This window comes from Limosilactobacillus sp. C0001E2 (assembly GCF_056590915.1).
In genome coordinates, this window is the sequence record NZ_JBWPXC010000002.1 from 30,573 (window position 1) to 50,272 (window position 19,700).

Genomic DNA, 19,700 nt, shown 5'->3' on the forward strand with positions numbered 1-19,700 from the left:
TCATCATTTAAATCGAAAAATGAAAAGACATAATATACACATTTTAAATAATTAAGAAAACGTTTTCTGGATATAGAGAGCATTAATAACTAAATATTGAACAAGGTTTTTAATACTAGTAAAACTATTATAATAGCCATACATATCAAAAATAAATTAATCTAATCATAATTTAATTATAATGAAACGTTGCCGTAACGGCATTGGCAAAAAAAAAACGTTATAACATAAAGATAGTTGATCAACTAAAAATATAAAAAGTCAAATTGGAGGCTATTTTTATGACTGAAAAAGAGCACACTGGTTTGAATCTAGACGCACTTTTCATTGGTGATAAATCAGAAAATGCTGATATCTTCAAGTCCACTATGAATAAGCTTGTCAATGCTCACATGGGTTGGCGTTTGAATTATATGCCACAAGACAAGCCATTGATTACTGAGAGCGATAAGAACAGTGAATCGTTCCAAAAGACAAACGAACGTATGCAAAGTGTTCTTGATGAATTATCAGTTCGTCTTCGTTCCAATTCAGTTCCTTGGCATTCACCACGGTACTTTGGTCATATGAACTCAGAAACGTTGATGCCATCAATTCTTGCATATACTTATGCAATGCTTTGGAACGGTAACAACGTTGCTTATGAATCATCACCAGGTACTTCTCAAATGGAAGAAGAAGTTGGCCAAGACTTCGCTAAATTAAATGGTTTCAAAGAAGGTTGGGGTCACATCTCAGCTGATGGTTCATTAGCTAACATGGAAGGCTTATGGTACGCACGTAACATGAAGAGCCTGCCATTAGCAATGAAGGAAATTAAGCCAGAATTAGTTTCTGGTAAGAGTGATTGGGAATTAATGAACATGTCTGCTGAAGAAGTTTTGGATTTACTTAACAGCACTGATCCAAAGACTGCTTCTGACATTAAGGCTCACTCTGCTCGTGCTGGACACAACATGGATAAGTTAGGTAAGTGGATTGTTCCACAAACTAAGCACTACAGCTGGATGAAAGCTGCCGATGTTACCGGCGTTGGTCTTGCCAACGTTGTTTCTTGCCCAGTTGATGAACACTACCGTCTAGATGTTGATGCTCTTGAAAAGATTATTCGTGATCTTGCTAAAGACCATACTCCAATTCTTGGTGTAGTAGCTGTTGTTGGTTCAACTGAAGAAGGTCAAATTGACCCAGTTGATAAGGTTGTTGCTCTACGTGACAAGCTTCAAAAGGAAGGTATTTACTTCTATCTTCATGTTGATGCCGCTTATGGCTCATATGCTCGTTCGCTCTTCTTAGATGAAGATAACAACTTCATTCCATATGAAGATTTGAAGGAAGTCCATCAAAAGTATGGTGTCTTCCAAGAAGATAATGAATACATCTCAAAGGAAGTTTACAACGCATATAAGGCATTCCCAGAAGCACAATCAATTACTGTTGACCCTCACAAGATGGGATATGTTCCATATGCTGCCGGTGGAATTGCAATTCGTCATAAGGATATGCGTGACATTATTGGATACTTCCCAGTTTATGTTTACGACAAGCGTTCAGGTGCTCCAGCAACCTTAACTCCATACATCCTTGAAGGGTCCAAGGCTGGTGCAACAGCAGCAGCTGTTTGGACTGCACATCGGATTATGCCTTTGAATGTTTCTGGTTATGGTAAGTTAATTGGTCGCTCAATTGAAGCTGCTAACCGTTACTACGAATTCTTGAAGAACTTACACTTCAACATTAACGGTACAGAAGTTGAAGTAAACCCATTGACTCAACCAGACTTTAACATGGTTGATTGGACATTCAACATCAAGGGCAACACTGATTTGGCTAAGATGAATGATTTGAACTTGAAGTGCTATCAAAAGGCATCATTTGTCGGCGGCCCTGTATATAACAATGATTTCATTACGTCACACACCGACTTTGCAACTGATGGATATGGTGATAGTCCAGTTCCATATGTTAAGAGTCTTGGATTCTCTGAAGATGAATGGAACAAGGTTCAAACAGTTGGTATTTTACGTGCCTGTGTATTAACTCCATTCCTTTATGATCGTGACAACTTTGAAAGTTATGCTGACAAGATCAAGAAAGCAATGGAAGAAAAATTAACTGCTATTTTAGGTTAATTATTTCTGAAAAAGTGAATAAGGTTAAAGCTCAGGGAGCATGACTCGCTGGGCTTTGTCCTGTTTATTTGTGAAAGGATAAAACAATGAGTGAAAACACGAAAATTAGCTTAGGCACATTCGTTGGTATCGGAATGGCCATGATTGCGACCGTCCGTAGTGTTCCAACGTTAGCTGCCGCAAGTTGGCAAATGTTCTTTTACATGGCATTTGCCGTCATCTTCTTTGCGTTACCAGTTTCCTTAATGTCTGGTGAATTTTCTGCCATGCTGCAAGATGCTGGTGGTCCACAATTGTGGGTTCGGACTGGTTTAAATCCTAAATGGGGATTTACCACAGCTTGGTTACTTTGGGTACAAATTTTCCCAGGAATGGTTATGGTTGCATCAACCTTAGGGCCTCTACTTGGTAATACTGTTGGTAATGTTGCTTTGGGTCAAAATCACTGGTTTACCTTAGGATGTATCATTGTGATTTATTGGATTATTACGATTTTGAACCTGAAGTTCGACATGGTAAAGTTTGCCGGAAACTTTGGTGTTTACATTCCATTTGCAGTAATGATCATTATGGGTGTTGCTGCAGCTATTAAGACTGGAATTGATGCACACAGCGTATTGGGAACATTCACAGCTCACAAGTTGTTGCCAGATGTAAGCACCTTCAAATATGTAGCTGCTATTTCATTCATTTTTACTGGGATTGAAACCTTAGGTGTTTACGTCCCTCGGATGAAGGATGCAACGCATGACTTTGTACGTGGTGTTGTATTTGCTTTAGTTGCTATGGTTGTTTTAAATATTTTGAACGCCTTCTGTGTTGCTAACGTTGTTCCAAAGGGTACAACAGAATTAACTAACATTACTCAACCAGTGCTTTTATTCTGTAAGGTATTAGGATGGCCAACATGGATTGCTAATGTCTTTAGTTTATTAGCGGCTGTTGGTGTCTTCTTGCAATTGTCAGGTTGGGTTACTGGTCCATCACAAACAATGATTCAAGTTGCTCGTGAAGGATTAGTTCCATCAAAGTGGGGCTTCTTCAAGCACAACAACATTGGTGTTGCTCGAAATGTTATTTTGACGCAATCAACTTGTATCACAATTTTTGCTTTGATGTACGCAATGCCAGATATTAATAATGTCTTCTTGTTATTAACCAACACGACGACATTACTGTACTGTGTAATTTACTTCTTAATTGCAATTGCATTTATTCGTTTACGTTACACAAAGCCAGACCTTGCCCGTCCTTACCGTGTTGGTAAGAATGGCAACGGTGTTGCATGGGTTTGGACTGTATTCTTTATCTTTGGTATTTTTGCTATTGCTATTGTAACTTTGGCAACTGCCGGAGCTATGAACGCGATTATCATGGCAATTATTACCATCTTATTAACTGTCATTCCTCTTATTATTAATTCACACAAGAATGACCAATGGCTGAAAGATGCCCAAGCTTATGAAGCAAGTCAAAAATAATTTTGTGTATTAATTAATTACTAGGAGTGACCCTTATGGCTAAAAAGGAACGAGAAAAACCGCATGTTGGTATTTTAGAAAGTTTACTAGTTGTTATTTGTATCCTCATTATTTTAGGGTATTTGATTATTTTTAAATCTCAGTCACCGCAGGTCCCGCTATTAGTTTCAGTGATAGTCCTAATGTTATATGGATTTATTAGAGGATTTGGCTGGGACAATGTTATGTCTGGAATTGAAGAAGGAATCAAACCTGGAGTAATACCGTTAGTGATCTTTTTAATGATTGGTGTGCTAATTGCGACCTGGATTTATTCCAGCACAATTCCCACAATTATGTACTTTGGTTTCAAGATTATATCGGTGAAATTCTTTCTTCCGACTGTCTTTATAGTTTGTTCATTAGTTGGGTTAACTTGTGGAAGTTCATTCACAACTGTCTCAACAATGGGGATCGCCTTCATGGGGATCGGTGTTGCCCTCAAAATTAATCCCGGATTAATTGCTGGAGCAATCGTTTCTGGAGCATTTTTTGGGGCTAATACTTCTCCACTATCAGGAACAACTAATTTAGCAGCCGGTGTAGGTGAAATTGATTTATATGATCACATTAAATCGTTGTTATGGACGGATGTTCCAGCGTGGATCATTTCGCTGATTTTATTTTCAATTATGGGAATGGGCCATAGCAACGCTAGCCTTAAAACTATTGATGTGATGACTAGTGAGCTGCAACATGGCTTTTGGATTTCATGGTGGACTGTTTTACCAGTGTTGTTATTACTTGTAATGGCTTGGCTTAAGGTACCAGCAGTTCCTTCTTTAGCATTTGGGTCATTCTTTGCTGTAATAATCGGTTGGCTACACAATCCAATTAAGCTAAATACTTTAGCAAATTACATTATGAATGGATATGTTGCACATACCGGTAGTAAGTCAATGAATGAATTATTATCCAAGGGTGGAATTAGTAGCATGCTTAGTTCCCTTGCATTGATAATATTTGCCTTAGCATTGGGTGGTTTATTAATCAAATTTAATGTAATTGGTGCACTTATTGATGGAATGGAAAAGTTTGTTAATAGTGTAGGCAGATTAGTGTTGGCAACCGCAATCACTTGTTTTGGCGTTAATTTTCTTGTTGGTGAGCAGTATCTGTCTGTTATCCTGCCAGGAAAAAGTTTTAAGAAGTCATTTGAAAAAATGCATCTTCCAGCCACTTATTTAACTCGTGTGTTAAATAAGTGGCTGGTGCAGCTGTTAACTCAATCATTCCATGGAGTGTTAGCGGAGTCTTTATTTCGGGTACTTTACAAATTAGCCCATTTAAATATATTCCGTACTCATTCTTCCCGATTACAGTACCGGTTTTAACAATCATTGTTGGATTTATTTTAGGACATAGAAAAAGAGTAGTAAGTAGATAGATCAGTGAGGTGATTTTGTATGGATATTTTAGAAGATTTGAAGTGGCGTGGCGCCATTAATCAATGTACTGACTTGAATGGGCTACGTGAGTTATTAAATTCCAAAAAGATTTCTTTATATTGTGGGACTGACCCAACAGGTGATTCGCTTCACGTCGGGCACTTGATTCCATTTATCATGTTAAAGCGATTCCAATTAGCTGGCCATCATCCGTATATTCTTATTGGTGGGGGAACAGGATTTATTGGCGACCCATCTGGACGTAAAACAGAACGCCAATTACAAACCTCTGATCAGGTTCAACATAATAAAGAAGCTCTTACCAGGCAAATGATTAAGATATTTGGTACGGAAAATTTCAAAATTGTTGATAATTATGATTGGCTTAGCAAAATCAGTTTAATTGATTTTCTTCGTGATTATGGAAAGTCATTTAATGTTAACACTATGCTGGCCAAAGAAGCGGTTGCTAGTCGTTTGAAAAATGGAATTTCATTTACTGAATTTAGTTACCAAATTTTACAATCGGTCGACTTTTTATACCTTAATGATGTGGACCATATCCAATTACAAATTGGTGGCGCAGATCAATGGGGTAATTTGACCAACGGGGTCGACCTTATTCATAGCAAAAAGCCAAATGAAAAAGTATTTGGTTTAACAATTCCTCTCATGCTAAAAGCAGATGGTACTAAATTTGGCAAGTCTGCTGGTGGAGCGGTATGGCTAGATGCTAATAAAACATCACCTTTTGAGTTCTACCAATTCTGGTTTAATCAAGATGATCGAGATGTTGTGAAGTATTTAAAGTACTTTACTTTCCTGAGTCACCAAGAAATCGATGATTTAGCTGAAAAAGTTAAGTTAGAACCTCAAAAGCGAGAAGCGCAACGACGACTAGCTGAAGAAGTTACAAAGTTTGTTCATGGCGAAGAAGCTATGAAACAAGCAGAGAGAATTTCGTATCTTCTATTTAATGGAGACATCCAAGATCTTTCTGTAGATGAACTTAAACAAGCTTTTGAAAAGGTTCCTTCAGTTGAAATTAATGTAGATCCTGTTAATGTGATTGACTGGCTTGTTCAAACAGAAATTGAATCATCTAAACGCCAGGCTCGTGAGGATGTTAATAATGGTGCAATTACGATTAACGGTCAAAAAGTTAATGATGAAGATTTTATTGTTGATCCAAGAAAACATTTTGATGGTAAATATGTTGTAGCCAGAAAAGGTAAGCGTAATTACTTTCTTGCGAAAGTTGTGAGATAAATATTCCTTTCATAGTGGGTGGGAACAATTGCTGATTATATTGATGATTTGCTTACTGTTTTATCTGTTGGAATAAATCCATCTCCTACGAGAAGCAGGGATCTAACTACCTTTGGAAAATTTAAAAGAGCGCAATAAATAAATTTTCTGCAAATTAATCGTTAAAGTAAATCATAGGGTGAACTGAATATTTTAGCTCAGTGTGAAGAAATTTCACACTGAGTTTTTTAATTACAAGCATTATATAAACATATAAAAGCTAATTGGTTAAATAATTAATAGTTTTATATGGTATTATTGTGGACGTGTTCACAACAATGGCCATTACATTGGACACTTATTTATCATCATTATTTTAATAACCTGTTAGACTAAAAATAAGGAGGGAGGATGATGACTAAGAGCAGTGATAAAATTGTCAGTACATTAGCTAAGTATGATCGATTTGTCACGTCGAAAGAGTTAGCACAAATTATTGGAGTTTCACCAAAAACTATTTACCGATCTATTACCGAGATTAATCAGAAATATCACTTCCCATTGATTAAATCTGAAAGGGGAAAGGGGTATATTCTTGATTATGACCAATATCTTAAACTAAATGGACATTTCCATGAAGAACAAAATCTGGTTGTTAAGTCACCAATCGAACGGCGTAACGAAGTGGTTACATCATTACTATTCAATGCACCTTTAGCAGTTAATATTAATGATGTTTATGAGAAGTATTATGTTAGTGCAGAATTAATTCGTCAGGATTTATTAGCAATTAATAATTTACTACATAAATACAACCTTAACATTCAACGTCATAATAATTATGTGGCTGTTAAAGGAGAAGAACAGCAAATTCGACGAGCAATTAATAGTGCATTGGTTCAGAGCAAGGCGATGAATACTGAAAGTATTAATGATTTTGCTAGTGAGTTTGAAGATTTGAGTAATTATGACAATTCATTTCTAACTACTCAAATCGATTGGATTCAGAAGTCATTAGGAACTACAATTCCTTATCCGTACAATGTTAATATTTTTTCACACTTGTATGTGTTAATTAAACGATTTCGAAATGGCAAAGTTGTTAAGGATAATCAACAAAGCGATTTTGCAGATAAGTGTCTTCAATTGCGTAAAGAAAATGCTAAATTCTGGAAAATCAGTAATGATGTTATTCAGAATACAGCTGATTATATTCATCGAGATATTCCTGAAATTGAAAGCTATTATTTATTAGAATATTTAATTTCGATGCGATATAATCACGACTTTGCGATTGATGATGAGGTATCTTCAGATGCAAGTAAGTTAGCAGACTATTATATTAATGGCTTTCAGCTTAGCATTCATGATCCAAAGGTTAAAGCATTGAAAGGCGATTTAATTAGTCATATTAGACCAATGTTCAATCGCCTAAAGAATCGCATTGTAATTGCTAATAAATTATTGGATGACATTAAATCAGAGTATCAAAAGTTATTCGATTGTTTGAAGCGATTAAGTCGACAGGCGAATAATGATGGATTGCTTTCATGGAAAATTAGTGATGATGAGATTGGCTTTTTAACGTTATATTTTGCCAAATATTTTGAGGAAACCAGTTTAAATAAGCGAGTTTTAGTGATGTGTGCAAGTGGTGTTGGCACTTCTAAATTGTTGTATGCAAAAATTCACAGAAACTTTCCTGAACTAGATTTAGTTGGTATTGTCTCAAAAAGTGACTATGAAAGTCATTATTCTCAATACGCTAATGTTGATTTAATTGTTTCAACTATTCCAGTTAATCCAAGAAACAGTGAGCAAGTGATTTTATCAAGCGCAATGTTTAATATGCAAGATCGAAATAGATTGAGTAGGTATCTTGATGAACATAATGTTAATTAAATTAATGGACGTTAAGAAGTATTCTGATTGGCGAAAATTAATAATTCAAAAACTGATGCTTTCGGATGAACTTAGTGCAAATTTATTGGTACAACTACAAGAACGTGATCGGTTAGGTAGTATTCAAGTTGACGAACACGTAATTATGCCACACGTTGTAAGTAATAAATTGCCGAAAAGCTGGCTGATAATAAGCCAGGTAGATAAACCAATTAAGTATGGCAAAAGTAATGATATAACCACTGGTATTTACATTTTTTCACGCCCAAAGGATTCATCGATATCATCATCAGTTGATTGTTTAACTGATGAATCGGTTATGAATGCCCTTCAAAATCCAAAGTTGTCTTATCAACAATTAATGGATTTACTAAGAGTTGGATAGGAGAGAGACAAAATGCTTTTTGATAAAAAAGTGGTGTTCTTTGATCAAAGTGCCTCCAGTAATACAGATGCGCTAACTCAATTGGCAAATCATTTACATGATGCTGGAGTTGTTACTGATGAGTATAAGGATGCTATTTTAAAGCGTGAAGCTAGTTTTCCCACGGGTTTAATGACGCAAACAATCGGTGTTGCAATTCCACATTGTGATCCTGATAAAGTTGTTGAACCACAAATTGGCTTCATGCGATTGAAGGAACCCGTAACTTTCCATCAAATGGGAGATAATGCTGAGATTCAAGTAAAAGTTATTTTTATGCTGGCCTTGAAAAAATCAGATGATCAATTAACGATGCTACAAAAATTAATGGCATTGTTCCAAAACGAAGAAGCAATGACAGCTGTTCAAAGTGTATCGTCAATTGATGACTTTATTTCACTGATGAAGGAAAACGGGATTATTGGATAATATTGAGGAGGAAACAATATGAGCGCAGTTAGTGCGGGATTGCAATGGTTTGTTAACCTTGGAGCTAGTGTAATGCTCCCAATTCTTTTATTCATTTTTGCTTTAATTTTACGAATTACCCCTGGTAAGGCTTTTAAGGCAGGCTTAACAGTTGGGATCGGGTTCGTTGGTTTGAACTTAGTTATTACTTTATTGACTAAGAACCTTGGCCCTGCTTCACATGCAATGGTTCGTAACTTTGGTTTAAACCTTTCAACTTTGGATATTGGTTGGCCAGCTGGATCTGCTGTTGCCTATGGTACAGTTCTTGGAAGTTTAGCAATTCCGGTTGGTGTTATTACTAATGTTATTTTACTGATTATTGGACTGATTATTGGACTGACAAAAACGCTTGATGTTGACGTTTGGAATTACTGGCACATTGCCTTCACAGGTTCTATTGTTTATGCGGTAACTCATAACTTTGCATTAGGTATTTTCACGATGGTTGTTCACATCATGATTATTTATCTGTTAGCCGACGTGTCAGCTCCATATATTCAAAAGCAATATGGTTTACCTGGTATTTCTTTCCCACAAGGTGCTTCTGCTCCAGGATTTTTACTTGCTTTACCATTAAATTGGTTGATGGACCGAATTCCTGGTATTAACAAAATTAAGATTACACCAAAAACTGTTCAAAAGCGGATGGGGGTATTCGGTGATGCCTCAGTAATGGGACTGATTATTGGTATTATTATTGGTTTGCTGGCTAAGTACTCTTTTGCTAAGACTCTGCAACTTGGCGTAACTACTGCTGCTGTTCTTGTCTTAATGCCACGTATGGTATCACTCTTAATGGAAGGTTTGACGCCAATTTCTGAAGGTGCCAACGACTTTATTAAGAAGCACTTCCCAGGTCGTAACCTTTACATTGGGATGGATAGTGCCTTAGCTGCTGGTAACGAAACAGTTCTGTCTTCTGCATTGATCTTAGTACCAATTACACTATTAATTGCTGTTATTCTTCCAGGGAACAGTACATTACCATTTGGTGACTTAGCAACAATTCCATATATGATTGCCATTATGGCTGCCGTATTCCGTGGTGATATTTTCCGTACTTTAATTGGTGGGATTGTTGATATCATCATTACGCTTTACATTGCCTCATGGGTTGCGCCATTTGTCACTGCTTCTGCAAAGGCTGCTCATTTCGGATTACAAGGCGCAAGTTCCATTACTGTTTTGAGTGATGGTGGTGTATGGACAACTTGGTTGATTATCGGCCTTGGTAAGATCATGACTTGGGGTGGTATTGGCTTAATTGGTGTGGTAACGCTTGCTATCATGATCTGGTATAATAAGTTTCACAAGGCTAAAGATGAAGCTGTAGCTGATAAATAGAAAAGGAGAGTATTAATTATGAAGACTTTAATGGTTGTATGTGGTAGCGGTATTGCTACTTCAACTGTTGTTGAAGGTAAGATTCGTGATTTCTTAGACTCCAAGGGTGTGCTTGACAAGGTTAAGATGCTAAAGGGTAATATTGCTGAACAAATTAATCATATTGATGAATATGATGCATTTGTAAGCACAACAGTTGTACCAGATGATGTCAAGGATAAGTTAATCAGTGGTTTACCAATTCTTACTGGTATGGGTGCTGATAAAGCCTATGAAGAAATTTTAGATAAGTTAGGTTTGAATTAATCGCGTTATATTAATTCAAATTTGAATAAATTGAAGAGCTCCATCATGTATACATCATGATGGAGCTCTTCTTATGTGTATGCGATTAGACAATGATGTTTTGTATTAATTTATAGAGTCATACTAAAGAATCCAGATTAGTCTTTTTCAGACTAATCTGGATTCTTGATCTAACTTAATAAGTTATGTTGCTCATTAATTAATATTTTAGGATTATAAATAAGTCCCTGCCGCTTAAGCTCATTATATATAGCCAAGAAGGGCTTACGTCTGAACTTAAATCCATCAATAATAATTGAGTAAATTGCTAAATTACCATTTTCTGAATAATTATTTTGAATTTGCTGAGCAGTTTTCTTTTGGTCCGTAATGACATCAAATGCAATTATTCCAATTTGATAAGTAGCATTGTTAGGAACGAGTTCTATTTTTTTGATTAATTGCCAGGGAATTGTAACAGGCTTCTTTTGGGTGAAATCAGTTACTCCTTGGTCATTAATTAAATATAGTGTTTTTCTAGTAATTAATGGTTTTGAAGTTTTCCAAGTTAAAATTAAAAATAGAATCGCAAAGAAAACAGCAAATACTTTCCAAATTATAATTGTTTTTACCCATAAAATGGATAAAAGTCCACTGATAATTAATACATACGCGATATCGATTATTAGAATTCTGACAGGATCGGCAGTCACTTTATACTGACGATTATTCTGCTGAGTCAATAAAGTTCACCACCTTCCTATCTGTTTATTTTATGCCTTAAAATTTACTTTACGTGATTCAGGTACTGACTGGAAGTAAACTTCAACGTCATCATTAACCAATTCTTTTAGATCATTGATGTCATCTTGAGTAAGTGAAACATCTCCAATTGGTTGTGAGACGGTATCGGGCTTTTTAGCAGCCCCACCTACGTCAACTTCTTTTAAAGGTAATCCGTTGTCATAGGATTCCTTTAATTCTTTAACGTTTTTGAAAACAATTAATGCTTTATCATTACCAAATTGATCTTTATTCCATTCATCAGCAACTTCCTTTGTGGAAAATACTTTAATCTTTAATCCACCTGTAGAATTTGTTGAAACGTAGATATCTTTTAGAAAATCATCGGCTGCAGTTGCATTATCGACAACATAAACGGAGTTTGTTCCACGTCCTTTAGTCCATTTTTGCATAACCTTTCCGTGAATAAGCCGGTCATCTACACGAGCCATATTAATTTCACCCATAACGATCTCTCCTTTATTTGTTATTTAAAAAGTTAATATCAATTAACTTCATACCATTTTGTCCAACTTCAATTGAATCTTTAATTAACTTGTTTGTATCATCTTCGGTATCTGTAAAATTAATCAAGTTGATTAGTACAGGTAAGTTCAAACCAGTAATAATCTTTAAATCTCGATAATTAGCTAATGAACGTAATGCAACATTGGATGGACTACCACCAAGTAGATCAACTAAAATAATCGTTTCATCATATTGATCCTTGTTGTTATCCAAAACTTCTAGGACCTTATTTTTAAGATCATCAACCGATTCACCTTGGTGTAATCCAAGTCCGGTGACATTTTTTTGTTCACCCATCAAAAGTTCGAGACTTTTTACAGTTTCGATACCCATATCACCATGGGTAACGAGTAAAAATGCACGTTTTTTCAATTTATCAACATCTCCAGTGTATTAAACGATATAGAAGCAAGATAGAACAATTAAAATAAGGGTTAAGTAAATTAATCCACGAGTAATCTTAAGCCCCTTCTTCTGGAAGTATAGATAGAGAAGTAAGATTGCTGTTAAAGGAAGAATTCCTGGCATAATGGTGTTTAAAATCGATTGAACATCAAATGTTTTATGAGAAATTGTGAATTTCAAGTAACTCTTGATTTTAACGTACTGTCCAGCCATAATTCCCATCATGTATAGTCCTAAAACACCTAGTCCATCAATAATTGATGACATTCGACCAGAAGTCATAATTTCTTTAGCGGCAGACCGACCTAGTGAATATCCCATCTTTGTAAAGTAGTAACCATAAATATAGGTAGCGGTTGCAAAGCAGAGGAATGGTAAAAGACATCCTAAGAAATTACCCTTTTGTGCAAATGGTAAGAAGATGGCAATAAAAATATATTGCACGGTACCTGAGTCAATAGAATCACCAATTCCGGCTAGTGGACCCATTAGCCCAACTTTAGTGTTGGAAATAATATCGGTAGAAATAGCTTCTTCGCCATTGGCCATTGCTCTAGCACGGGCTTCTTCCAGGGAGATGGTAACTCCCATTAGTGTCCCACCACCCCATGTACATTGGGTATTGAAGAATAGCAAGTGACGTTGGAAAGCTTTTGCTAGCTCGTCTTTAGTTTTATATAACTTTTTTAAAATTGGAATTAATCCAAAACAGAAGGCAGGAGCAAGCATTCGGTCAAATGTGTGGTTAACTTCATTAGCCCACCACCATCCAAACCATGCTTTCATTAAATCACGATTTGTTATTTTATCCGGTTGCGGGATTTGACCCTTATGGTTTGATTCTGGTTCAACGTTTTGATTTTGTCCCTTTGGGGCATCGTTTTCTTTACTCAATATTGACCCTCCTTACTAATTATCAACTTGTTTTTGGGTAAACATTACATATAAGAACGCGAAGATGATTCCAAATGCAGCGTAAATTGTCATGTTAATGTTTAGTTTTGCAAAAGCAACACTCATAAAGTAGGCAAGGAAGAAGAATGGTAATAATTTTTGCTTACCAATTACTTGCATAATAACGGCAATCCCTAATGCAGCTAATCCACCACCAACACTGGTTAGTACGTGAATAATAGTTCCGTGTTGAATATTTGCGACAACATGAGCAATTACTGGAGCACCAAAGTAAAGAGCGATAAAAATTAATGGAATGAATAAGCAGAATGAAATAACAGTTGGAATTGCCATAATAGAAATTCTTAATCCATGTGCATTAGCTTCTTTTGCGTATCTATCCATTGGCTTTAAGGCGAAAGTATTAAGGAAGAAACGGAATTGATACAAATAACTACCCAGTAATCCAACTGGCACTGCAATAGCAATTGCAGCCTGCGGACTCATATTTCCCATGATCGCTACAGGGACAGCAATCGCTGCCGCGATACATGGTTCAGCCGGTAAGGCACCACCTGGAGCAACAAATCCCATATAAACTAATTGAATTGCGGCTGTGATGATAACAGCACGATGCATTTGTCCCATAATAAGACCAACCATCATTCCGGTCATTAGTGGACTAAATCTCATTGTTAATGTAGCAAATCCAAGAATACGAGATTCAACTAATGCAACCCATAATGCTATTAACAACGCTTGCCACACAGTTAAAGTCACGTGCATAAAATAACCTCCTAAAATAATTGCAAAAATAAATTAGAAAGCTAGGTATCTAGAATGTTTAACTTTCTATTCACTTTTTATTATAATTGAAAGCGTATACATTACAAGCCGTTATATTTAATTTTTGAAATAAAATATTTAGGAGTGATTACTGTGGCTAAATTATATTTAGTTCGTCATGGGGAAACGTTTTTAAATAAGCTTGGGCGAATGCAGGGACAGATTGATTCATTTTTAACTGTAAAGGGACATGCTCAAGCGCAACAAGTAGGAAAATCTTTGCGAAATATTAATTTCACAAAAATTTTTTCTTCGGATTTAGGAAGAGCTGTTCAAACGACCCGAGATATTATAGGAGAACTTCATCTTGAGAAATTACTTTACATAACTAATAGTGATATTCGAGAAGTGAACTTTGGATCTTTTGATGGATTACCTTGTGATAATGTTTGGTCAAAGATTACAAGAACGACGCCGTATGATGATCAAAATGATATAATTAAGCACGGTGGAATGGAAGAAGTACGTTCCCTTATGTTAATTACAGACGAAAATAAATACGCTGAATCATATCGTGAAATTATTGATCGCTGGAAACGTTTTGTACTTAAACTTGAACCACTCAAAGAAACAGATAATGTTTTAATAGTTTCACATGGGACGTTTATAAGAACGATTAGTGAATATTATGGAGCAAATGTTGCTGGCAAAAATAACGTTCCAATAAATGGGGGAGTAACTATTTTCAATGTGAATCAGGGTATTGTTTCTCTAAAAAAATATAATGTTCTATTAAATTAATGGTGTAGCAATGAATTCAGAATTAGTAGAAACCTTTTTGAAGATTGTTAAGTATAGACAAATATCTTTAGCAGCAGATGCTTTATTTATAACGCAAGCGGGAGTTAGCAACCGCCTTAACAAGTTAGAAAAACATCTTGGTGTGAAGTTAATTAATCGTGTCAAAGGTCATGCTCAGATTACGCTGACTGAACATGGAAAGAAGTTCATTCCTTTAGCAAAGCAATATCTTAGTATAATCGAAAGTGCAAATGAGTTAAAAAATGAACCACATTATGATCGTATAACAATTGCAACAACATTTGATATTTGTGGTTTATATATTTCTCCATTAGTAAAATTTTTTAATCTATCTAATCCTGAAATTCGGTTAAATATTAAATGTACAGATCGTGAAAATATTGATAGATTAGTTAATGAAATGCAAGCTGATATTGGTATCCAACCATTTGATACTAATAATCCCAAATTATCTTCAACAAAAATATTTAGTGATCATTTAGTAGCTGTTACCAGTGGAAATAACCGTTTGCCTGATAATATTTCAGTAGAAAATTTAGATAAACGTAATGAAGTATTTATCGATTATAACAACGATAGGTATAAGGTTTGGCATAATGTGTGTTGGGATAGTACTATTACACCAGCAATAACGACTAATACCGTTATGAACACAATTCCAATCTTGTTAAACAGTGATCAATGGGCAATTGTACCAAGCCAGATTACTAATCTATATAAAGAATCTTTAAATAGACATCATTTGGCAGAATTAAAATTTGAATATCCAGTATATGCTATTCAGTCAAAAAATAGTGTTAAAAGTTCTCCGATTAGACAAATGATTTCACTAATGAAATTTTATCTGACTAGGTCTGTTTAATGGTATTTGGAGCCTTGATCAATATTTCTCAAATTAAATCTTTCACAAATCTAGCTTTCTGTTATAATGGTCACTGTAAAAGTATTTTTTTATTTATTAAGGAGTGTGACAACACAATGTCAGATAAGAAAGCACAAATTGGTGTTGTAGGTCTTGCCGTTATGGGTAAGAACTTGGCCTTAAACATCGAAAGTCGCGGTTTTACTGTTGGGGTTTATAACCGTCACCGTAACCGTACTGACGAAATGATGAAGGACCACAGTGATAAGAAGTTAATCCCTAGCTACACTATTAAGGACTTTGTTGACTCACTTGAAAAGCCACGTCGGATCCTCTTAATGGTTAAGGCTGGTGGACCAACTGATGCTGTTATTGACGAATTATTGCCATTACTTGATAAGGGTGATGTTCTGATTGACGGTGGTAACACTAACTTCCACGACACTATGGAACGGAATGCTAAGCTTGACAAATCAGGTATTAACTTCATCGGAATGGGTGTTTCCGGTGGTGAATTAGGTGCCCTCCATGGTCCTTCCTTAATGCCTGGTGGTCAAAAGGAAGCTTATGACTTAGTTGCTCCTATCTTGACTAAGATTGCCGCTAAAGCTGAAGACGGCAAGCCTTGTGTTGCTTACATCGGACCTAATGGTGCCGGCCACTATGTAAAGATGGTTCACAATGGTATCGAATATGGTGATGAAGAATTAATCGACGAAAGCTACAACGTTATGCGTAACGTTCTTGGCTTGAGTGTTGATGACATGGCTAAGATTTTCCACGAATGGGATCAAGGCGAATTAGACTCATTCTTGATCAACATTACTGCTGACATTCTTACTCGTAATGATGACCTTGGTGATGACAAGAACAAGCCAATCGTTGACATGATTCTTGACCGTGGTGCTAACAAGGGTACTGGTAAGTGGAGTTCAATGACTGCTCTTGATGGTGGTGCTCCTCAATCAGTAATTACTGAAGCTGTTTACGCACGTTACATCTCCATGATGAAGGACGAACGTGTTAAGGCAAGCAAGGAATTACCAGTAGAAACTGAAGCCATCTCAATTGATGACAAGGAAGCAATGATCGAAAAGATTCGTCAAGCTCTCTACTTCGGTAAGGTTATGAGCTATGCTCAAGGATTCGAACAAATGCGGATCGACTCTGACCGTTACGACTGGAACCTTAAGTATGGTGAATTAGCACAAATCTGGCGTGAAGGATGCATTATTCGTGCACAATTCTTACAAAAGATTACTGATGCCTTTGATAAGAACCCTGAACTCAAGAACTTGCTTCTTGATGACTACTTCAAGGACATTGCTAAGAAGTACCAAAAGGCTACTCGAGACGTTGTTGCTCTTGCCGTTAAGGCCGGTGTACCAACTCCATCATTGAGCGCTGCTATTAACTACTACGATTCATATCGTGCAGAAGTGCTTCCTGCTAACTTGCTTCAAGCACAACGTGACTACTTCGGTGCTCACACTTATGAACGTACTGACCGTCCTGGTAACTTCCACTACAGCTGGTACGAAGAACAATAATTTAATCTTTATTGTTGAAAAGGAGCGGATTTTCCGCTCTTTTTTTAATGCAATTTGTAATTTCTTCCGTCTATTAATAATAGGCGGATATTTTTTTGCCAATCTTATCTGTGAGGTAATAATGAAAGTGAAATTACAATCAAAAACGATGATGATTAAAGGGTTAATTAGTAAATGGAACAATTTAAAAATTTCAAATGATGTTATGTTTGGGATGGTGATGGAGAACCGGGATATTTGTTTGAAATTAATTCAATGTGCAGTGCCGGAATTGAAGGTCACGAAAATTAAGTTCAATGAAACTCAAAGGACAATTAATGGTCCGTTTGATGCGCGTGGAAGTCGATTTGATGTATATGCTCAAGATGAAAAGGGACGGGTGTTTGTCATTGAGATGCAAGTCGCTAATCGTCATAACTTGCCTTACCGATTACGCTATTACCAAGATCAAATCGATTATGACTTGTTAAAGGTTGGCGATGATTATGATAAGTTATCCGAATATCCAACCTACGTAATTATCTTTTGTGATTTTGATTATTATGGTCGTGGATGGTCTAAATATAGTTTTCAGTGTCGATGTGATCGTGATCCAAAGTTAACCGCTGATGATGGTCAACATAAGGTTATTTTCAATGCCAAAGCGGACGATTTTCATGATAGTATTGAGATAGGAAACTTCCTTAAATTGATGGAGAACCAACCAGTGATGGAAGATCCACTAGTATCACAGGTGGTTCAAGAAATGGAACGTATTAAACAGGATCCAGAAAGAAGGCAGAAATTCATGAGTTATGAAATGAATCTGATGGATGCTAGGGCTGAGGGCAAAGCTGAAGGTAGGAAGGAAACTATTAAAACGACAGCGCAACTCCTTTCAGAGTATGAACCAGATCGAGAAAAAGTAATTCATAAGTTAATGAATAAGTTTAACCTGAGCTATGATAAGGTTAAGCAGTACGTTGAATAATAGAATAGGTAGAGGGATGGATATGCAAAAGATTGATGGTCACCTTCACTTGGTGCGCGAACTAGCTGGTGCTAAGGGACAAGGACGACTTAGTCCCTTGGGCAATGGCTATGCAATTTGGGATAATGGGGAAATTATTCATTTGATTCCTGATGGTTGGGGTGATGATAATTTCTTAGTTGAAAAATATCTTCCGGTAATGGAGCAAGAACACATTAGTAAAGCGGTGTTGCTCCAAGGGACTTTGAATGGTTACCAGAATTATTACACCTACCAAGTCGTAAAACGATTTCCCGGGAAATTTATTGGTGCATTTTCTGTCGATCCATTTGATGACTTTGCATTAGATATTGTAAAGCGTCATGTTGAACAGCTAGGCTTTCGTGCTATTAAATTCGAGATTAGTCAGGGTGGTGGCTTGCACGGATTCCACCAACCGTTTCGTTTAGACATTGATCCTCGGTGCTCGCAGATATTTCATTACTTAGCGGACTATCCTGGCTTTGTGGTAACGGTGGATTATGGTGATTATACGCAAACTAGTTACCAACCTGAAGCGATTGTTAACTTGGCAAAACGATATCCACAATTTGACTTTGTTGTTTGCCACCTTTCATTTCCGGATGTGGATCACCCTGATCGTCTAGAAAATGTATTGAAACAGTTTGAACCGTCTAACAATATCTTGGTAGATCTTTCGGCAATTCAGGATATTCAGGGAGAAACGAAGGATGATTTTCCATATCCTAAATGTCAAAAGACAGTGCGACTTGCAAAGCAAATATTAGGATCGAAAAGAATAATTTGGGGAACCGACTCTCCGTGGTCAGCAACATTTAACTCTTATCATCAACTGGCTACTTGGCTCGAAAACACAGATCTTTTCACAGAAAGTGAACTGAATGATGTGATGTACAACAATGCCAACCGAATTTACTTTAAGTCTCAAAACGTGAAAGCGGCTGAAGAAGCAGTCGACCCAGTTTATGAAGCCTTTAAAAAACATTAATAATGGACGGCTTAATCGTATTGTGGAAAGAACTTCGCTATAATGAAGATGTTAACTACCGTTATTGATCTAAGGAGGTCTTTTTATGAGTGAAAAAGTATACTCAACCGATGAATTAGCTAAGTTTAATGGTAAAAATGGGCAACCAGCGTATGTTGCAATTAACGGAACCGTTTATGATGTTTCTGGAAAAGACGCTTGGAAAAATGGTTAAATCACGGCAATCTGGCTGGCCGTGATTTAACCGACGCCTTATTCAACAAGTCACCGCATAAAGATAAGGTGCTGAAGGGCCTACCGGTGGTTGGTAAATTAGAATAGACATATTATTTAATATCAAAACGGGACCGTTCAGTTTTCTGAACAGCCCCGTTTTT

Annotated in this window: 18 protein-coding genes and 2 pseudogenes; 15 read left to right on the forward strand and 5 right to left on the reverse strand. The window is 36.4% G+C overall.

Annotated elements, in window-relative coordinates; genetic code table 11:
• Nucleotides 1–281 precede the first annotated feature (281 nt).
• The 9 genes and pseudogenes from tdc to AC1EKL_RS02410 all read left to right on the forward strand — a co-directional run bounded on the left by tdc (nucleotide 282) and on the right by AC1EKL_RS02410 (nucleotide 10,735).
• Nucleotides 282–2,132, forward strand: coding sequence for a tyrosine decarboxylase (gene tdc / locus AC1EKL_RS02370; RefSeq protein ID WP_480190190.1), 1,851 nt, complete (start codon nucleotides 282–284; stop codon nucleotides 2,130–2,132).
• 86 nt (nucleotides 2,133–2,218) lie between these two features.
• Nucleotides 2,219–3,613 carry a tyrosine-tyramine antiporter gene (tyrP, locus tag AC1EKL_RS02375; protein WP_480189960.1) on the forward strand — a complete coding sequence of 465 codons (1,395 nt, stop codon included), beginning with the start codon at nucleotides 2,219–2,221 and terminating at the stop codon, nucleotides 3,611–3,613.
• 35 nt (nucleotides 3,614–3,648) lie between these two features.
• Nucleotides 3,649–5,039, forward strand: a pseudogene (nhaC, locus tag AC1EKL_RS02380) (Na+/H+ antiporter NhaC).
• A gap of 19 nt (nucleotides 5,040–5,058) precedes the next feature.
• Nucleotides 5,059–6,309 (forward strand): tyrosine--tRNA ligase, encoded by a 1,251-nt coding sequence (tyrS, locus tag AC1EKL_RS02385; protein ID WP_480188452.1) that lies wholly within the window; start codon nucleotides 5,059–5,061, stop codon nucleotides 6,307–6,309.
• A gap of 393 nt (nucleotides 6,310–6,702) precedes the next feature.
• Nucleotides 6,703–8,190 (forward strand): BglG family transcription antiterminator, encoded by a 1,488-nt coding sequence (locus tag AC1EKL_RS02390; protein WP_480188451.1) that lies wholly within the window; start codon nucleotides 6,703–6,705, stop codon nucleotides 8,188–8,190.
• The gene (locus AC1EKL_RS02395) at nucleotides 8,171–8,575 is read left to right on the forward strand and encodes a hypothetical protein (RefSeq protein ID WP_480188450.1); all 405 of its coding nucleotides are present in this window, start codon (nucleotides 8,171–8,173) and stop codon (nucleotides 8,573–8,575) included. The genes AC1EKL_RS02390 and AC1EKL_RS02395 overlap by 20 nt, the downstream gene beginning before the upstream one ends.
• A gap of 12 nt (nucleotides 8,576–8,587) precedes the next feature.
• Nucleotides 8,588–9,043 carry a PTS sugar transporter subunit IIA gene (locus tag AC1EKL_RS02400; protein WP_480188449.1) on the forward strand — a complete coding sequence of 152 codons (456 nt, stop codon included), beginning with the start codon at nucleotides 8,588–8,590 and terminating at the stop codon, nucleotides 9,041–9,043.
• Nucleotides 9,044–9,061: 18 nt separating this feature from the next.
• A complete protein-coding gene (locus AC1EKL_RS02405) occupies nucleotides 9,062–10,429 on the forward strand; it encodes a PTS galactitol transporter subunit IIC (RefSeq protein WP_480190191.1) in 1,368 nt (455 codons plus the stop codon).
• An 18-nt stretch (nucleotides 10,430–10,447) separates the two neighbouring features.
• Entirely contained in the window at nucleotides 10,448–10,735 is a 288-nt protein-coding gene (locus AC1EKL_RS02410; RefSeq protein WP_480188447.1) for a PTS sugar transporter subunit IIB, read from the forward strand.
• A 170-nt stretch (nucleotides 10,736–10,905) separates the two neighbouring features.
• Here the strand turns inward: AC1EKL_RS02410 and AC1EKL_RS02415 are convergent, their stop codons facing one another.
• The 5 genes from AC1EKL_RS02415 to AC1EKL_RS02435 all read right to left on the reverse strand — a co-directional run bounded on the left by AC1EKL_RS02415 (nucleotide 10,906) and on the right by AC1EKL_RS02435 (nucleotide 14,110).
• Complete coding sequence (locus AC1EKL_RS02415) at nucleotides 10,906–11,457, reverse strand: hypothetical protein (RefSeq protein ID WP_480188446.1); 552 nt, start codon at nucleotides 11,455–11,457, stop codon at nucleotides 10,906–10,908.
• 30 nt (nucleotides 11,458–11,487) lie between these two features.
• Nucleotides 11,488–11,964 carry a PTS sugar transporter subunit IIB gene (locus AC1EKL_RS02420; RefSeq protein ID WP_480188445.1) on the reverse strand — a complete coding sequence of 159 codons (477 nt, stop codon included), beginning with the start codon at nucleotides 11,962–11,964 and terminating at the stop codon, nucleotides 11,488–11,490.
• 13 nt (nucleotides 11,965–11,977) lie between these two features.
• Nucleotides 11,978–12,397: a PTS sugar transporter subunit IIA gene (locus tag AC1EKL_RS02425; protein WP_040455809.1), complete on the reverse strand. Its 420-nt coding sequence runs from the start codon at nucleotides 12,395–12,397 to the stop codon at nucleotides 11,978–11,980.
• Between the two features lie 21 nt (nucleotides 12,398–12,418).
• Entirely contained in the window at nucleotides 12,419–13,216 is a 798-nt protein-coding gene (locus AC1EKL_RS02430) for a PTS system mannose/fructose/sorbose family transporter subunit IID (RefSeq protein ID WP_480188489.1), read from the reverse strand.
• Between the two features lie 123 nt (nucleotides 13,217–13,339).
• Nucleotides 13,340–14,110 (reverse strand): PTS mannose/fructose/sorbose/N-acetylgalactosamine transporter subunit IIC, encoded by a 771-nt coding sequence (locus AC1EKL_RS02435; protein WP_480172561.1) that lies wholly within the window; start codon nucleotides 14,108–14,110, stop codon nucleotides 13,340–13,342.
• Between the two features lie 153 nt (nucleotides 14,111–14,263).
• On the opposite strand from AC1EKL_RS02435, the gene AC1EKL_RS02440 reads away from it, so the two are divergent.
• The 6 genes and pseudogenes from AC1EKL_RS02440 to AC1EKL_RS02465 all read left to right on the forward strand — a co-directional run bounded on the left by AC1EKL_RS02440 (nucleotide 14,264) and on the right by AC1EKL_RS02465 (nucleotide 19,644).
• Entirely contained in the window at nucleotides 14,264–14,911 is a 648-nt protein-coding gene (locus AC1EKL_RS02440; RefSeq protein ID WP_480188444.1) for a histidine phosphatase family protein, read from the forward strand.
• 10 nt (nucleotides 14,912–14,921) lie between these two features.
• Nucleotides 14,922–15,794, forward strand: coding sequence for a LysR family transcriptional regulator (locus AC1EKL_RS02445; RefSeq protein ID WP_480188443.1), 873 nt, complete (start codon nucleotides 14,922–14,924; stop codon nucleotides 15,792–15,794).
• Nucleotides 15,795–15,910: 116 nt separating this feature from the next.
• Complete coding sequence (gene gndA / locus AC1EKL_RS02450) at nucleotides 15,911–17,344, forward strand: NADP-dependent phosphogluconate dehydrogenase (protein WP_480188442.1); 1,434 nt, start codon at nucleotides 15,911–15,913, stop codon at nucleotides 17,342–17,344.
• A gap of 121 nt (nucleotides 17,345–17,465) precedes the next feature.
• The gene (locus tag AC1EKL_RS02455) at nucleotides 17,466–18,314 is read left to right on the forward strand and encodes an Rpn family recombination-promoting nuclease/putative transposase (RefSeq protein WP_480188441.1); all 849 of its coding nucleotides are present in this window, start codon (nucleotides 17,466–17,468) and stop codon (nucleotides 18,312–18,314) included.
• Nucleotides 18,315–18,336: 22 nt separating this feature from the next.
• Nucleotides 18,337–19,323, forward strand: a complete 987-nt coding sequence (locus AC1EKL_RS02460) for an amidohydrolase family protein (protein ID WP_480188440.1) — start codon at nucleotides 18,337–18,339, stop codon at nucleotides 19,321–19,323.
• Nucleotides 19,324–19,408: 85 nt separating this feature from the next.
• Nucleotides 19,409–19,644: pseudogene (locus AC1EKL_RS02465) on the forward strand (cytochrome b5 domain-containing protein).
• Nucleotides 19,645–19,700: the final 56 nt, after the last annotated feature.

Bases quoted from the DNA above. Each gene is read 5' to 3' on its own strand.
- AC1EKL_RS02410 (WP_480188447.1), top strand. From the start codon at position 10,448: ATGAAGACTTTAATGGTTGTATGTGGTAGCGGTATTGCTACTTCAACT.
- AC1EKL_RS02400 (WP_480188449.1), top strand. From the start codon at position 8,588: ATGCTTTTTGATAAAAAAGTGGTGTTCTTTGATCAAAGTGCCTCCAGT.
- gndA (WP_480188442.1), top strand. From the start codon at position 15,911: ATGTCAGATAAGAAAGCACAAATTGGTGTTGTAGGTCTTGCCGTTATG.
- AC1EKL_RS02455 (WP_480188441.1), top strand. From the start codon at position 17,466: ATGAAAGTGAAATTACAATCAAAAACGATGATGATTAAAGGGTTAATT.
- tyrP (WP_480189960.1), top strand. From the start codon at position 2,219: ATGAGTGAAAACACGAAAATTAGCTTAGGCACATTCGTTGGTATCGGA.
- AC1EKL_RS02395 (WP_480188450.1), top strand. From the start codon at position 8,171: ATGAACATAATGTTAATTAAATTAATGGACGTTAAGAAGTATTCTGAT.
- AC1EKL_RS02430 (WP_480188489.1), bottom strand. From the start codon at position 13,216: ATGAAAGCATGGTTTGGATGGTGGTGGGCTAATGAAGTTAACCACACA.
- AC1EKL_RS02390 (WP_480188451.1), top strand. From the start codon at position 6,703: ATGACTAAGAGCAGTGATAAAATTGTCAGTACATTAGCTAAGTATGAT.
- AC1EKL_RS02405 (WP_480190191.1), top strand. From the start codon at position 9,062: ATGAGCGCAGTTAGTGCGGGATTGCAATGGTTTGTTAACCTTGGAGCT.
- AC1EKL_RS02445 (WP_480188443.1), top strand. From the start codon at position 14,922: ATGAATTCAGAATTAGTAGAAACCTTTTTGAAGATTGTTAAGTATAGA.
- tyrS (WP_480188452.1), top strand. From the start codon at position 5,059: ATGGATATTTTAGAAGATTTGAAGTGGCGTGGCGCCATTAATCAATGT.
- AC1EKL_RS02435 (WP_480172561.1), bottom strand. From the start codon at position 14,110: ATGCACGTGACTTTAACTGTGTGGCAAGCGTTGTTAATAGCATTATGG.
- tdc (WP_480190190.1), top strand. From the start codon at position 282: ATGACTGAAAAAGAGCACACTGGTTTGAATCTAGACGCACTTTTCATT.
- AC1EKL_RS02420 (WP_480188445.1), bottom strand. From the start codon at position 11,964: ATGGGTGAAATTAATATGGCTCGTGTAGATGACCGGCTTATTCACGGA.
- AC1EKL_RS02460 (WP_480188440.1), top strand. From the start codon at position 18,337: ATGCAAAAGATTGATGGTCACCTTCACTTGGTGCGCGAACTAGCTGGT.